The organism is Mesorhizobium sp. 43Arga (assembly GCF_053714255.1).
The window spans coordinates 383783-397019 of record NZ_JBSKBO010000005.1 but is presented as its reverse complement, the minus strand read 5'-3'; the positions used below and the strand labels follow the sequence as shown (position 1 = coordinate 397019).

12 protein-coding genes are annotated in these 13237 nt (G+C 64.8%); 7 read left to right on the top strand and 5 right to left on the bottom strand.

Annotated features, from left to right (window positions below; translation table 11 throughout):
- Window positions 1–209: 209 nt before the first annotated feature.
- The 3 genes from ACWGS8_RS20075 to ACWGS8_RS20065 all read right to left on the bottom strand — a co-directional run bounded on the left by ACWGS8_RS20075 (window position 210) and on the right by ACWGS8_RS20065 (window position 3402).
- Window positions 210–1790: a 5-guanidino-2-oxopentanoate decarboxylase gene (locus ACWGS8_RS20075; protein ID WP_454582547.1), complete on the bottom strand. Its 1581-nt coding sequence runs from the start codon at window positions 1788–1790 to the stop codon at window positions 210–212.
- Window positions 1791–1882: 92 nt separating this feature from the next.
- A complete protein-coding gene (locus ACWGS8_RS20070; protein ID WP_454582546.1) occupies window positions 1883–2533 on the bottom strand; it encodes a TetR family transcriptional regulator C-terminal domain-containing protein in 651 nt (216 codons plus the stop codon).
- On the bottom strand, window positions 2530–3402 hold the full coding sequence (locus ACWGS8_RS20065) for a dimethylarginine dimethylaminohydrolase family protein (RefSeq protein ID WP_454582545.1): 873 nt from the start codon (window positions 3400–3402) through the stop codon (window positions 2530–2532). Before ACWGS8_RS20065 ends, ACWGS8_RS20070 begins: the two co-directional genes overlap by 4 nt.
- Before the next feature lie 211 nt (window positions 3403–3613).
- Here ACWGS8_RS20065 and ACWGS8_RS20060 point away from each other — a divergent pair, with 211 nt between their 5' ends.
- The 5 genes from ACWGS8_RS20060 to ACWGS8_RS20040 all read left to right on the top strand — a co-directional run bounded on the left by ACWGS8_RS20060 (window position 3614) and on the right by ACWGS8_RS20040 (window position 8061).
- Window positions 3614–4429 (top strand): ABC transporter ATP-binding protein, encoded by an 816-nt coding sequence (locus ACWGS8_RS20060; protein WP_454582544.1) that lies wholly within the window; start codon window positions 3614–3616, stop codon window positions 4427–4429.
- Between the two features lie 53 nt (window positions 4430–4482).
- Window positions 4483–5280, top strand: coding sequence for a transporter substrate-binding domain-containing protein (locus ACWGS8_RS20055; RefSeq protein WP_454582543.1), 798 nt, complete (start codon window positions 4483–4485; stop codon window positions 5278–5280).
- A 205-nt stretch (window positions 5281–5485) separates the two neighbouring features.
- Entirely contained in the window at window positions 5486–6151 is a 666-nt protein-coding gene (locus ACWGS8_RS20050) for an ABC transporter permease (protein WP_454582542.1), read from the top strand.
- A complete protein-coding gene (locus tag ACWGS8_RS20045) occupies window positions 6151–6960 on the top strand; it encodes an ABC transporter permease (protein ID WP_454582541.1) in 810 nt (269 codons plus the stop codon). The genes ACWGS8_RS20050 and ACWGS8_RS20045 overlap by 1 nt, the downstream gene beginning before the upstream one ends.
- Window positions 6961–7059: 99 nt before the next feature.
- Window positions 7060–8061 (top strand): Ldh family oxidoreductase, encoded by a 1002-nt coding sequence (locus ACWGS8_RS20040; RefSeq protein WP_454582540.1) that lies wholly within the window; start codon window positions 7060–7062, stop codon window positions 8059–8061.
- A 47-nt stretch (window positions 8062–8108) separates the two neighbouring features.
- On the opposite strand, the gene ACWGS8_RS20035 is transcribed toward ACWGS8_RS20040, so the two are convergent.
- On the bottom strand, window positions 8109–9245 hold the full coding sequence (locus ACWGS8_RS20035; RefSeq protein WP_454582539.1) for a DJ-1/PfpI family protein: 1137 nt from the start codon (window positions 9243–9245) through the stop codon (window positions 8109–8111).
- A gap of 88 nt (window positions 9246–9333) precedes the next feature.
- Between ACWGS8_RS20035 and ACWGS8_RS20030 the strand changes: the two genes are divergently transcribed.
- A complete protein-coding gene (locus ACWGS8_RS20030) occupies window positions 9334–10290 on the top strand; it encodes a GlxA family transcriptional regulator (protein WP_454582538.1) in 957 nt (318 codons plus the stop codon).
- A gap of 497 nt (window positions 10291–10787) precedes the next feature.
- Complete coding sequence (locus tag ACWGS8_RS20025) at window positions 10788–11765, top strand: complex I NDUFA9 subunit family protein (protein ID WP_454582537.1); 978 nt, start codon at window positions 10788–10790, stop codon at window positions 11763–11765.
- 19 nt (window positions 11766–11784) lie between these two features.
- On the opposite strand, the gene ACWGS8_RS20020 is transcribed toward ACWGS8_RS20025, so the two are convergent.
- Window positions 11785–13158 (bottom strand): cytochrome P450, encoded by a 1374-nt coding sequence (locus ACWGS8_RS20020; RefSeq protein ID WP_454582536.1) that lies wholly within the window; start codon window positions 13156–13158, stop codon window positions 11785–11787.
- Window positions 13159–13237: the final 79 nt, after the last annotated feature.

Genomic DNA, 13237 nt, shown 5'->3' with positions numbered 1-13237 from the left:
TTGTGTCGCTTGTTGTGCCGCCCCGACGCGAAGCGTCGCGCCTTTCGGGCGATCGCTCAATTGATATCTCGACATGGCAGCCGTCGCGTCTTTGCATGCGTCGCTACGCATATTATGGTAATCGCGTCGCTATGCGGCCGTTGCGGTGCAACAGCTGAGCCGACAAAGGATCCGATGCAGACGAGAAAATCAACGCTGGGCTGAAGCCTTCAATCGACGGTGATTTCGATGACGCAAGGCAATCCGGTTGCCCGGGCGCGCTTCAGGGTCTGCGGCAAAGCGTCGATATCGGCGAGCCGTTCCGCGCCGATGCCATAGGCTTCGGCCAACTTGCAGAAATCCGGCGGCGCCGGCGAGACCCCGACGGGCTCGACGCCGACATCGAGCATCGAGGTCTCGATCTCGCGATAACCCCTGTTGTTCCAGACCACGAAAATGACCGGCGCCTGGGCATCGAGCGCCGCGCCAAGTTCAGGCAAGGTGAACTGGAATCCGCCATCGCCGGTCAGGCAGACAACCGGCACGTCGGGCACGGCAAGTGCGGCACCGATCGCCGCCGGCGGGCCGTAACCAAGCGCGCCGAAGCCGGTGGCGGCGTTGAACCAGCCGCCCGGCCGGTCGTGATCGTAATAGAGGTTGGCGGCGTAGACCGGCTGCGTCGAATCGCCGACGACGATGGCGCCCGGCAAGGCATCGCGGATCATTTCCACGGCACGCACCTGTGCCAGATAGGCCGGGCTCAACTCGGCGAACGCCGCGTCCCGTGCGGCGGCGGCGCGCGCCTTGCCGTCTGGGGCGGCAGGATGAGAGGGGCCGATGGCGGCGAGCAAGGCTTCGATCGCCTCGGCGCAGTCGGCCTGAATCCCGACTGTTACCGGGCGCCGCGCGAGCTGGTCGGCGCCGATATCGATGCGAATCAGGTTGGAAGGCAGCACAAAGCCACCGTCACCATAGCCGTCATAGTCGGTCGGGCCGAATTCGGTGCCGGCGGCAATCACCAGATCGGCCTCGGCCATCAGGGCGCGAACCGCCTTCAGGCTTGGGCTTGCCGGCACGCAGAGCGGGTGGCGGTGCAGCAGGCCACGCGCATTGGTGGTCTCGACGACCGGCGCGCCCAGTGTCTCGGCCAGCCGCCGCAGCGCCGGCTCGGCCCGCTTGGCGCCGCCACCAGCCAGGATCAGCGGACGGCGCGCGGCGGTGACAACCTTGGCCGCGCTGGCAATGGCTGCGCCATCTGGCGCCGGTGGTGCCGCGTTGCTCAGCAGTGCCGCGATGTCGTCGGCCGGCTTGACCATGACATCGGTCGGGATCTCGATATGCACCGGGCCCGGCCGCGACGATGAAAACAGCGCGAAGGCCTGCGCCAGCGCGTCAGGCAATTCGCTGGCCTGGGTAACGCGCCGCGACAACAGCGCCACCTTTTCCATCATGCCGTGCTGGTCCGGCAGCTCATGCAGGAAGCCCAGCCCCTTGCCCAGCGTCGGCATTGCATTGACGCCCGATATGACCAGCATCGGCACCGAATCGGCGCGCGCCTGGCCCATGGCGGTGATGGTGTTGGTCAGCCCCGGTCCGGTGATGACGAAGGCGACGCCTGGCCGGCCGCTGGCGCGGGCATAGCCGTCGGCCATGAAGCCGGCGCCCTGTTCGTGGCGCGGCGTGACATGGCGGATTTTCGAGCGCGCCAGGCCGCGGTAGAGCTCGACCGTGTGGACGCCCGGAATGCCGAAGACGGTATCGACGCCATGCGCTTCGAGCAGCGTGATCAGCGCTTCGCCTAGTGTTGTCATTGGTTGCCTTCCCTTAGAGCCGATCACTGTTCGCAAACAGTGATCGGCTCGGTTCTTTGTTTTCAACGCAATTCCGGACGGAAAACCGCATCTCACTTTTCCTGGAATTGCTTTGGCGGCGCGAGGCCCAGTTCGGCCTCGACAGTCTTGATGCCAATCGCCGCCAATTCGCCGGGCGAGAACATCTCGCCGGCCAGGCAGCCTTCTATCCAGAGCCCGTCGATGATCGCATTGATCGCGATGGCATGGTGGCGCAACTGGCTTGCGTCCGGCTCGCGCCGTTCGGCGGCGAGCACCTCGGCCACAACGGCTTCCACCTCATTGCGAAAGCCAAGGTAGCCTTCGCGGTGGGCGCGAGCGAGGCTTGGATCCGCACCGGCGCGGCCGATGAAGGTCGCCCAGAGTGAAAACACCCGCGCGTCGATGATCGGCACGTTGAGGTTGGCGGTGACGAAAGCTGCAAGGCGCTGGCGCGGCGAGGCATCTTCCATGACCAACGCCGCTTTCGCCTGCTCGGTCATGCGGCCCATCAGCGCGGCATAGGCTTCATGCAGCAGTTCTTCCTTGCCGGGGAAATAGTGCCGGATCAGCCCGGCGGTGACGCCGGCGCGCAATGCGATGGTGCGCAAGGTGGCGCCCTGCAGGCCACGTTCCGCGACGCTGTCCAGAGTTGCCTCGATCAGATCCTGCCGCCGCCGCTCCTCGCCCTCGCGGCGGAACCTGCGGCGGGATGGCGCATTCATTGGCGCAGAATCGGCCGCGTCAGGCATGTCGGCCCGCCTTCGCAGGCGATGCAGAGCGCATCCGCCTCGAAGATCTCGACCGTGCAGCCGGCGGCTTCCATCGCGGCCTTGGTCTTTGGAAAGCCTGCGACGGCAATGACCTTGAGCGGGTTGGTCGGCAGCACGTTCAGGCTGAGGCCGTTGGAGGCCGCGAACTCTTCGGCGTCGCCTTCGACCATACGGATGCCGCGCGCCTTCAGCATCTGATAGAACGGGGCCGGCAAAAGCGGTGAATAGACCAAAGCGAGATCGTCGGCCAGCGGGCTGATCACCGACATCAGATGCAGGCAGGCCTCTTCGCCCTGCCACAGCGGAAGGTCAAAGCCGTAGACGGAAACGCCCAGCGGCGTCAGCAGGTTGGAGACCTGCTGGATACCTTCCTGGTTGGAACGGACACCGCGTCCGATCGCCAGCGTGCTGGCATCCAGCCAGACACAGTCCCCGCCTTCGACCTGGCCTGGGGCCTCGACGCGGCCGAGGATCGGGATGCCCAGTCTGATGTAGGTTTCCTCATGCAGCGAGGGCTCGCTGGCGCGCAACGGCTTGCCCATGGACAGAATCAGTGCGCCGCGGTCGGTCATCAGCGATGGGTCGTGCGTGAACACCGAATCCGAAAGTCCATCGGCCCTGTCCTCGATCCATTCGATTTCGGCGCCGGAGGCCGCCACCAGTTCAGCAAGGGCAGCATGCTGCGATGCCGCTTTCGCCGGACTGAATCCTGGGCCATAGTGCCAGGCATCTCTGTCGGCGTCGCGCATCGCGTTGGCCGCCGACCGCATCAGCACGCGTCGCAGCGGCGCTGCCATGGATTGTGATCCGAAAGCGCTCATCGAAGCCCTTTTTCCGCTGAAAAAAACCGAGAAAATTTCATGGAGGGCTATTTATACACTTGCACAACAAGCTCGCAAGTGCCGTAATGAGCGGGATTGACGGGCTCGCGCCGTTGGGTCCATGCTGAAGTCTGGAGCGGGGCAGTACAGCGTATATGTTGATTAGCCGGATAGACGTTCGACGAACTGCCGCCGATGCAGAGGCCAGCCGGTGAGCGCGGTGGAAGCTGCCGCAGTCTCATCGGGCAAGGCGCAGAACGGCGCCGCTGAAGCCATCCATGTCGAAAACCTGCACAAGAAATTCGGCCAGCTGCACGTGCTGAAGGGCGTGTCGCTGTCGGCGCGCGACGGCGAGGTGATCGCCATCATCGGCGGCTCGGGTTCGGGCAAATCGACGCTGCTGCGTTGCATCAACTGCCTGGAAAATCCGACCAGCGGCATCATCCGTGTCAATGGCGAGGAGATCAAGCTCAAGGCGGACAGCCATGGCCACACCGTTCCGGCCGACCGCAGGCAGATCGAGCGCATCCGCTCCAAGCTCGGCATGGTGTTCCAGAACTTCAACCTGTGGAGCCACATGACGCTGATCGAAAACGTCATCGAGGTTCCCGTGCACGTGCTCGGCGTCAAGCGCGACGAGGCCATCGTCCAGGCCGAAAAGCTGCTGGCGCGCGTCGGGCTCGCTGAAAAGCGCGACGTCTATCCAGCCTATCTTTCGGGCGGCCAGCAGCAGCGCGCCGCGATCGCCCGCGCGCTCGCCATCAATCCGCGCGTCATGCTGTTCGACGAGCCGACCTCGGCGCTCGACCCCGAACTGGTCGGCGAGGTGCTGAAGGTTATCGGCGATCTGGCGCGCGAAGGCCGCACCATGGTGCTGGTCACCCATGAGATGAAGTTTGCCCGCGAGGTCGCGACCCACGTCGTCTATCTCTACAACGGGCTGGTCGAGGAAGAAGGGCCGCCGGAGCAGATCTTCGGCGCGCCGAAATCCGAAAGGCTCAAGCAGTTCATCCGCAACATCGGCTAGGAAAGCCGGGACGGAAGAAAACCGGGAACCGACAACAAACTGGGAGTTTGAAAATGAAGACTGTTCTGAAGACATTCGCCGCAGCGCTGCTGCTCGGCGTCGCCGCCATGGGCGTGGCCAAGGCCGATCCGGTCAAGATCGGCGTCGCCGCCGAGCCGTATCCGCCCTTCACCTCGCCCGACGCTTCGGGCAAATGGGTCGGCTGGGAGATCGAGTTCATCGACGCCGTGTGCGCCGAGGAGAAGCTCGACTGCGTCATCACGCCCGTCGCCTGGGACGGCATCATCCCGGCGCTGACCACCAAGAAGATCGACCTCATAGTTTCCTCGATGTCGATCACCGACGAGCGCAAGAAGACGATCGACTTCTCGGACAAGTACTACAACACGCCGACGGCGATCATCGGACCGAAGGACCAGAAGTTCGGCGCCACGCCGGACGACCTCAAGGGCAAGGTGGTCGGCGTCCAGGTGTCGACCGTGCACGCTGTCTACGCCAAGAAGCACTTCGGCGCCACGGCTTCCGAGATCAAGGAATACCAAACCCAGGACGAGGCCAACCAGGATCTCGCCGCTGGCCGCCTCGACGCGGTGCAGGCCGATTCCATCGCGCTCGGCGAATTCCTCAAGTCGGACCAGGGCAAGGCCTGCTGCGACCTGAAGGGCATGGTGGCTCCGGATCTCGAGGTGCTCGGACCCGGCGTCGGCGCCGGCGTGCGCAAGGAAGACACCGAGCTGAAGGGCAAGATCAACGCCGGCATCAAGGCAATCCGCGCCAACGGCAAATATGACGCGATCTCGAAGAAGTACTTCGATTTCGACATTTACGGTGCCGACGCGCAGTCGAACTGACGCCCCTCGCATGAGCCGGAGGGCATGACGCCAAAGTCGTGCTCTCCGGCCTATCTTACCCACGCATGCTTGCCGCCGGCCGCTGGCGTCGGCGGACAAAGCCAGCAATCCGGGGGCAAAGCTGATCGACGCGTTTCTTCCGGCCTCGGCGGCCGGTATCATCGAACTTCTCTCGCCCGCGCCCGTCGGCTGGGGCGGCACACTCATGCTCGGGCTGCTGCATTCGCTGGAGATTGCCGTCGGCGCCACGATCGTCGGCCTGCTCATCGGGATCTGCGGCGCCTATGGCAAGCTCTATGGCGGACCTGTCGTGCGTGACCTGCTCGCGGTCTACACCACCGTGGTGCGCGCCGTACCGGAACTGGTGCTGATCCTGCTGCTCTACTATGCCGGCACCGATCTGATAAACCAGGTGCTGACCGCGATGGGTTACCAGCGTGTCGATATTAGCGGGCTGGTCGCCGGCATAGCCGTGCTCGGCTTCTGCCAGGGCGCCTATTCGACAGAGGTCATGCGCGGCGCGATCCTCGCCATCCCGCAGGGCCAGATCGAAGCCGCCCGCGCCTTCGGCATGTCTCCCGGCCTTCTCTTGCGGCGCATCACGCTGCCAGCGATGCTGCCCTTTGCCATTCCAGGCCTCGCCAATCTGTGGCTGATCGCGACCAAGGACACCGCGCTGCTGGCTGTCGTCGGCTTCTTCGAACTGACGCTGGCGACACGGCAGGCGGCAGGCGTCACCAAGGCCTATCTGATATTCTATCTCGCCGCCGGCGTGCTCTATCTCGCGGTGACGCTGTTTTCGAACTTCCTGCTTGGCCGCGCCGAGAAATGGGCGCGGCGCGGCATGCCTTCGGCTAAGGAGGCACGCTGATGGCGGGCGAAGCGGCCATCATCAACACGGCGGCGCGCGCCTCGCTCTGGCTGCAGCCGCACCGCATCGTCCTCATCCTGATCGCGCTGGCGCTGGTGCTGTCGGCCGCCTTTTTCATGCGCTGGAACTGGCTGCCGCAATATTGGGAAATGGGCCTGATGGGCATCTGGCGGGCCCTGTGGATCCTGGCCGTCACTTGCGCGCTCGGCTTCCTAATCGCCGTGCCGGTCGGGCTGGCGCAGGCCGCCGGTTCGATCTGGGTCGCGGCGCCGGCGAAAGTCTTCTGCACCATCATCCGCGGCACGCCGCTGCTTCTGCAGCTGTGGCTGCTCTATTACGGGCTGGGCTCGCTGTTCCCGCAATATCCATGGATACGCGATTCCTGGATGTGGCCCTATCTGAGGCAGGCATGGCCGTACGGCGTTCTGGCTCTCACCCTGTCCTTCGCCGGTTACGAGGGTGAGGTCATGCGCGGCGCCTTTGCCGGCGTGCCCCAGGGACAGCTGGAAGCCGCCCGCGCCTTCGGCATGAGCCGCTGGAAGATCCTCCGGCGCATCTGGCTGCCGCAGGCCTTCTACCGGGCGCTGCCGACGCTGACCGGCGAGACCGTGCTGCAGTTGAAGTCGACGCCGCTGGTGGCGACGATCAGCGTGATCGATATCTTCGCCGTCGCAGGCAAGGTGCGGCAGGACACCTACCTTACCTACGAGCCCTTGCTGCTGCTGGCGTTGATCTATATGGCGATCACCGGCATCCTGGTCCTGGCTCTCAGCCGGATCGAGGCGCGGATCCCGGTCAAGATCGGCTAGGATTTTAGGGAGTAGTCAGTAGTGAGTAGTCCGAAGGCGCTCGTTTCTGCTACTCGCTAATCCCTACTCACTACTCACTACTCACTAAAGGCGATTGCGATGCAACTCAGTCTCGACCAGGCAAGAGGACTGTGCCGGATGGCGGCACTCGGCGCCGGCGCCAATGAGGAGGCGGCGCAGTCGCTCACCGCGTCGATCATCGCCGCCGAGGCGGAAGGGCTTTCGACAGTCGGACTGTCGCATTTCATCGATTATCTCGAAGCCCTGGAGGCCGGGCGCATCGACGGCAACGCCGATCCGGTGATCACCAGGCCGGCGCTGGCCGTCTATCTTTCCGACGCACGCGGTGGACTGGCGCATACCGGCTTCGACCGGACGATCGACGACCTTGCCAAGGCGGCAAAGCTGTTCGGCGTCGCCATCTTCTCGCAGAAAAACGCCTATACATGCGGCGCGCTCGGCTACTTCACCGGAAGGCTGGCGACACAGGGGCTGGTCTCCTTCGCCGCCACCAACGGCCCGGCCGTTCTTGCCGGCTCGGGCTCGGTCAAGCCGGTCTATTGCACCAATCCGATGTCGTTTGCCGCGCCCGCCGCCGACGGCGCACCGCTGGTCATCGACCAGTCATCGAGCGCCACCGCCTTCGTCAACATCCGCAAGGCGGCCGAAGACGGCAAGAAGATTCCCGAAGGCTGGGCGCTCGACGCCAGCGGCAACCCGACCACCGACCCGGCCGCCGCCATGAAGGGCGCCATGCTTGCCTTTGGCGGCCAGCGCGGCGCCAACATCGCGCTGATGGTCGAAGTGTTGGCTGCGGGCATTTCCGGGGCCAACTGGTCGCTCGACGCGCCCTGGTTCACCGGCGGGCCCGACAGCCCCGGCACCGGCCTGTTCGTGCTGGCTATCGAGCCCAAGCTGCTCGATCCGGATTTCGAACAGCGCATGAAGGACCAGCTCGACCGCCTGCGCCGCCGCTTCGGCGTGCATGTGCCGGGCCGCGCCCGGGCGGAAGCCGCCGAGAAGGCGCAGGCGCGCGGCATCACCGCGCCCAAGGCGGTGGTGCAGCGTATTTCCGAATTCGCCGAGCGCTATTCGGCCTGAATTCCGACGACGAATGCCTGGCCGGTGCCGGCCTTCAACAGTGACTGTCACCGGGGATATTCGAGCTGCATGGCGACGAAGTCGGCCGTGCGTGCACCGTGGCGAGCCGAGATATCCTGAAGCGCCTGGTCAAGCGCCCTCGCCGGCCGCAAATCGGCCATTGCCGGGACTAGCCGGTCCACCGGCCAGTCGGTGGTGACCTGGTCAGGCAAGATACGCAAGCCGTCGCGGCTGACGATCGCGCCGTCCTTGCCCGCGAATGTGACCGCGCCGGAGCGAAAGGTTCGCGACCAGGCGTCGGCGACCAGCGCCAGCGACACCTCATCCATGCCTGATGTCAGCGGGATGCCGAGCTGCTCGTGATCCCGAACGGCAAGCGTGTTGCCGATCGCCGTCAGCGCGAACGGGCGGGTGAACTTGAAGGCGCCACTGTCATGCCGCGCATCCCAGTGCGCCAGGCCCAGATCATGGCTGACGGCTTCGGCCTTGTCCCGGCCGGCGATGGCCTCGATCAGGGTCAGCATCATCGGCATCGATGCGGTGATCCCTGTTGTCGTCGCGACACCCTGATCGACGACGAAGCGCCGGTCGGCGACATAGTGGATCGCAGGATGTTTTTCGCGGAGCTCGCCGACGGAATACCAATGGGTCGTCGCCCGCTTGCCGTCGAGCAACCCGCTGGCGCCCACCACCTTGGCGCCGGCGCAGATGCCGATCACCATGGCGCCTTTGGCCGCCTGGCTCCTGATCCATTTCAGCACGTCGGCATCGTCGTCGCGCATCATGGCCGGGACGATGACGTAGTCGGCGCCGTCCGGGTGCTCGGCGTCGAACGCTGCCGTCGTCGCATCGGGCTCGATCTGCAAGGCCGGGTGCAATCTCATCGGTCCGGGCTGTGTTGCCAGCGCCACGACATCGGCGACATCAGCGCGCCGCAGGATGCCGTAAGGCATGAGATAATCGGTTGTTTCGGTGCCGTCGTTGATGCCGATGATGGCGATCAAGGGGTGCTGGCGCTTCGGCGGCTTCAATGCCGCAAGCGTCGCGGCGGCCTCCTTCACATCGATTGCCGGCTGAACGGCAGCCTGGGACGCCGCCGGCAGCGACAGCAGCCATGCGGAACCCAATGCGAGGACGGCCACTACGATGCAGAGCCCAGCCCACAGCATGATACGCAAATTCATGATCCGGTCCTTCCGATCGAAACGCTTGACCATCAGCCTAGCTGCGGTAGGACTTGTCCGAAATGACATATATCGCGCAAAAACTGCCATGATCCGCAAGATTGCCATCATCATTCACCCCGGCTTCCAATTGCTGGATGCGGCCGGCCCGGCGGCGGCCTTCGAGCTGGCAGAAGGTTTTTGCGTCGGCAGCTATACGCTCGATATACTGGCGCCCGGCGGCGGCGAGATCGAGAGCTCATCCGGCATGCGGCTCGCGGCTCGGCCTTTGTCGACGGAAGAGCCGCTCGACACCGCCATCATCTCCGGTGGCGAAATCATTCGCTCCATGGCTGCCGCCCAGGAGATCGTCGCCTGGCTCCAGCGCACGGGTGTACGGCGCACGGCGAGCGTGTGCACAGGCGCCTATCTGCTGGCGGAAGCTGGACTTCTCGATGGCAGGCGCGCCACCACCCACTGGTGGAGCACGCACGATTTTGCACGCCGCTACCCTGCGGTGAAACTCGATGCGGAGCGGATCTTCGTCAGGGATGGCAGCGTGTGGACCTCGGCCGGCATTTCGGCCGGCATCGACCTGGCATTGGCGCTCATCGAGGATGATCTTGGCCCGGCCATGGCGCGACGCGTTGCCCAGCAGCTTGTCGTGCATCAACGCCGCCCCGGCGGCCAGTCGCAATTCTCCGCGCTCGTCGAACTCGGCGGGCGGACAGGCCGGTTTATCGAGCTGATCGGATGGATGCGCACGGCGCTTGCCCAACCGCTGACCGTGGAGTGCCTTGCCGATCGTGCCGCCATGAGCCCGCGGCATTTTGCGCGCGCCTTCAAGGCGGAAACCGGCACCACTCCGGCCAAGGCCGTGGAACGAATTCGCCTGGAGAGCGCGCGGATTGCGGTGGAAACAGGCTCCATGTCGCTCGATCGCATCGCGGAAGAGAGCGGCTTCGGCGATGCCGGGCGAATGCGCCGCGCTTTCCTGAGAAGCTTTGGCCAGCCGCCGCAGGCGCTCAGGCGAGCAGCGGCGGTTTCCCGCAATGGCGGCCGATGACGTCCCTTACCGCATTCATGTCGCCCCCTTCGGTGCGATTTTTCCACCTTTGTGAACCTTCCTGCATGTCGCGGCGACCAATGGATGTCCGGGTCGGGTTTGCCCGGTCGGTGTCGTCTGTCGAATGCGTCCAGGGCTGGGGCGGGCGTCTTACGCCATGCTGATACCGTCTCAGGTCAGGTCGCCTCGTTGGACCCTGGTTTCGGCATGAGCTACACCCGGAAAACCCCGCTTCGGCGGGGTTTTCTGCGTTTCGTGCTGCTGGTGATCGTCTGGTTCCACTTGATAACCTGAGCCAGGGTTTTTCGGGTGCTGAAAAGTCGCTTTTGTGGGCCGCGATCCTGCTCTTCTTCGTCGGTCGACGCCTGCATCGGCAAGGCATTCCGACAAGCTTTCAAGAGGCGTGACGCGACGACGCGTCACCCTTTGCCTTTGGCGCAAAACCGACTATGAAACGGCTTCAGCCAAGCCATCTGGAAAGCGCGCCGGAGCCAGCCATGACCGAAATCCTGCAGACTCCCAAACTCGTCGTCGTCTTTGGCGGGTCTGGCTTTGTCGGCCGCCATGTCGTGCGTGCGCTGGCCAAGCGTGGCTACCGCATCCGGGTCGCTTGCCGGCGGCCCGATCTTGCCGGCCATTTGCAGCCGCTCGGCAATGTCGGCCAGATCCAGCCGGTGCAGGCCAATGTGCGCGTGCGCTGGTCGGTCGACCGCGCCGTGCAAGGCGCCGACCATGTCGTCAATCTCGTCGCCATCCTGCATGAGACCGGCCGGCAGAAATTCCCCGCCGTGCACGAATTCGGCTCCCGCGCCGTCGCCGAGGCGGCGCGCTCGGTTGGTGCCGGGCTGACCCATATTTCGGCGCTTGGCGCCGATCTGGACTCCGAATCGGACTATGCACGCACCAAGGCGCTTGGCGAAAAGGCCGTGCTGGAGACGATCCCCGACGCCGTGATCTTCCGGCCGTCGATCAATTTCGGACCGGAAGACAGCTTCTTCAATCGCTTTGCCAGCATGGCGCGCTATTCGCCGGTGCTGCCGCTGATCGGCGGCGGCCAGACGAAATTCCAGCCGGTCTATGTCGGCGACGTCGCCGAAGCGGTGGCGCGCTCGGTCGACGGCAAGATCGATCGCGGCCAGATCTATGAGCTTGGCGGCCCCAATGTGCTCACGTTCAAGGAGTGCATGGAAGAGCTGCTCACCGTGATCGAGCGCAAACGCCTGCTGGTGCCGGTGCCGTGGTGGGTGGCCAACATCCAGGCCTCAATCCTCGGCCTGCTGCCCAACCCGCTGCTGACCAAGGACCAGGTGATGCAGCTGCGCGAGCACAACATCGTTTCGGAAGCCGCCACTAAGGCCAACCGGACGCTCGCCGGGCTCGGCATCCAGCCGCAATCGATCGCAACGATCCTGCCCAGCTACCTCTGGCGCTTCCGCGCCGCCGGCCAGTTCCAGCAGCGCAAGCCCGCGGCATAACTCCAGAGAGTCTTGCCCCTCAACGACGTCGAGGGGTGACCTGCATCGGCAGCCCGCCTTGCGGCTGCGTGGTCAGCTTCTGCACCGGCCAGGGTTTCGTTTCAGCCGTGGTGTCGAAGCGGAAGCGCGACAACAGGATGGCGAGCGCGATGATCGCTTCCTGCATGGCGAAGCTGGCGCCGATGCAGACGCGCGGCCCCGCGCCGAACGGCAGATACTGGAAGCGGTCGATCTTCTCGCGGTTGCCCGGGTGGAAGCGCTCGGGCAGGAAGGCATCGGGCCTGTCCCACAGTTTCCTGTGGCGGTGGACGACCCAAGGCATGACCAGCACGGCCGCGTGCCTGGGGATATAAAGATCCTTCCACATCTCCGGCTCGATCGGCTCGCGGTTGATCGAGGGTGCCGGCGGATAGAGCCGGAGCGCCTCGTCGAAGACGGCGCGGGTCAGCGGCATGGCGTCGAGCCACTTGGTCGGATCGGGTTCGCGCGCCAGCACCTCATCGATCTCCTGCTCGACCCGATTGCGCTCCCATGGCGATTCGGCGAGGCAGTAAAGCGTCCAGCCGAGCGCCCGCGCGGTGGTTTCGTGGCCGGCGCCGATGAAGGTGATGATGTTGTCCTCGACCTCCGACCGCGTCAGCCCGTCGGGACCTTCGGCCTTGAGCAGCAGCGTCAGGAAATCCTGCTGCACGCCATCGGGATCGCGCCTGAACTTCTCTTCGCGCATCTTGACCGTGTCGGTCACGATCTTGCGGAAATAGGCCATCGTCTTGCGGCCGCGGATGCGGGTCAGCCGCGGCAGCCAGTCGGGCGCGCGCAACAGATCGAGCGGATCGACGCGGCCCATGGTCTCGAACAGGCGGTCGATCTCGTTGGCGAAACTGCCCGGCTCGCCCGCGATCTCGCCTGAGAACAGCGTCTCGGCGAGGATATCGTAGGTGAGCAATGTCATGTCATGGGCGATGTCTGATATACCGCCCTCTTCGTAGCGGGTGACGAACTCCCTGGTGCGCTTCAGCATCGGCTGGGCAAAGCCGAAGATATGGCGCGGCGTGAACACCGGCGCCATCGCCTTGCGCGACCGCTTCCACACCTCGCCCTCGGCGGTCAGCAGGCCATCGCGCAGGATCGGCCGCAGGATCTTCTGGCGCACCGTCGCCATCTTGTAGTTCCTGGCGTTGTCGACCAGCACATGTCGGATGAGGCCGGGATCGTTGGCGACGATCAGATGGCCACCGACGCCATTCGCGGAAATCCACGGCTCGTTATAGGTATGCTCCCCCCACAATTCGAGCGGATTGCGATAGACGATGCGGATCATCTCCAGCGTCGAAGGCGGAGTCGTGCGCGGCTTCGGCGCGGGAGGAACAAAGGGGGCGGGCTGAGTGTCCATGAAGTGCTCCGCTGCTCGCATCAATGTAGTGGCTGGCGATCCCGACGTCCATGTGACCGGACGGCGGGCAAATCGCGGT

Bases quoted from the DNA above. Each gene is read 5' to 3' on its own strand.
- ACWGS8_RS20075 (WP_454582547.1), bottom strand. From the start codon at position 1,790: ATGACAACACTAGGCGAAGCGCTGATCACGCTGCTCGAAGCGCATGGC.
- ACWGS8_RS20070 (WP_454582546.1), bottom strand. From the start codon at position 2,533: ATGAATGCGCCATCCCGCCGCAGGTTCCGCCGCGAGGGCGAGGAGCGG.
- ACWGS8_RS20065 (WP_454582545.1), bottom strand. From the start codon at position 3,402: ATGAGCGCTTTCGGATCACAATCCATGGCAGCGCCGCTGCGACGCGTG.
- ACWGS8_RS20055 (WP_454582543.1), top strand. From the start codon at position 4,483: ATGAAGACTGTTCTGAAGACATTCGCCGCAGCGCTGCTGCTCGGCGTC.
- ACWGS8_RS20050 (WP_454582542.1), top strand. From the start codon at position 5,486: ATGCTCGGGCTGCTGCATTCGCTGGAGATTGCCGTCGGCGCCACGATC.
- ACWGS8_RS20045 (WP_454582541.1), top strand. From the start codon at position 6,151: ATGGCGGGCGAAGCGGCCATCATCAACACGGCGGCGCGCGCCTCGCTC.
- ACWGS8_RS20040 (WP_454582540.1), top strand. From the start codon at position 7,060: ATGCAACTCAGTCTCGACCAGGCAAGAGGACTGTGCCGGATGGCGGCA.
- ACWGS8_RS20035 (WP_454582539.1), bottom strand. From the start codon at position 9,245: ATGAATTTGCGTATCATGCTGTGGGCTGGGCTCTGCATCGTAGTGGCC.
- ACWGS8_RS20030 (WP_454582538.1), top strand. From the start codon at position 9,334: ATGATCCGCAAGATTGCCATCATCATTCACCCCGGCTTCCAATTGCTG.
- ACWGS8_RS20025 (WP_454582537.1), top strand. From the start codon at position 10,788: ATGACCGAAATCCTGCAGACTCCCAAACTCGTCGTCGTCTTTGGCGGG.
- ACWGS8_RS20020 (WP_454582536.1), bottom strand. From the start codon at position 13,158: ATGGACACTCAGCCCGCCCCCTTTGTTCCTCCCGCGCCGAAGCCGCGC.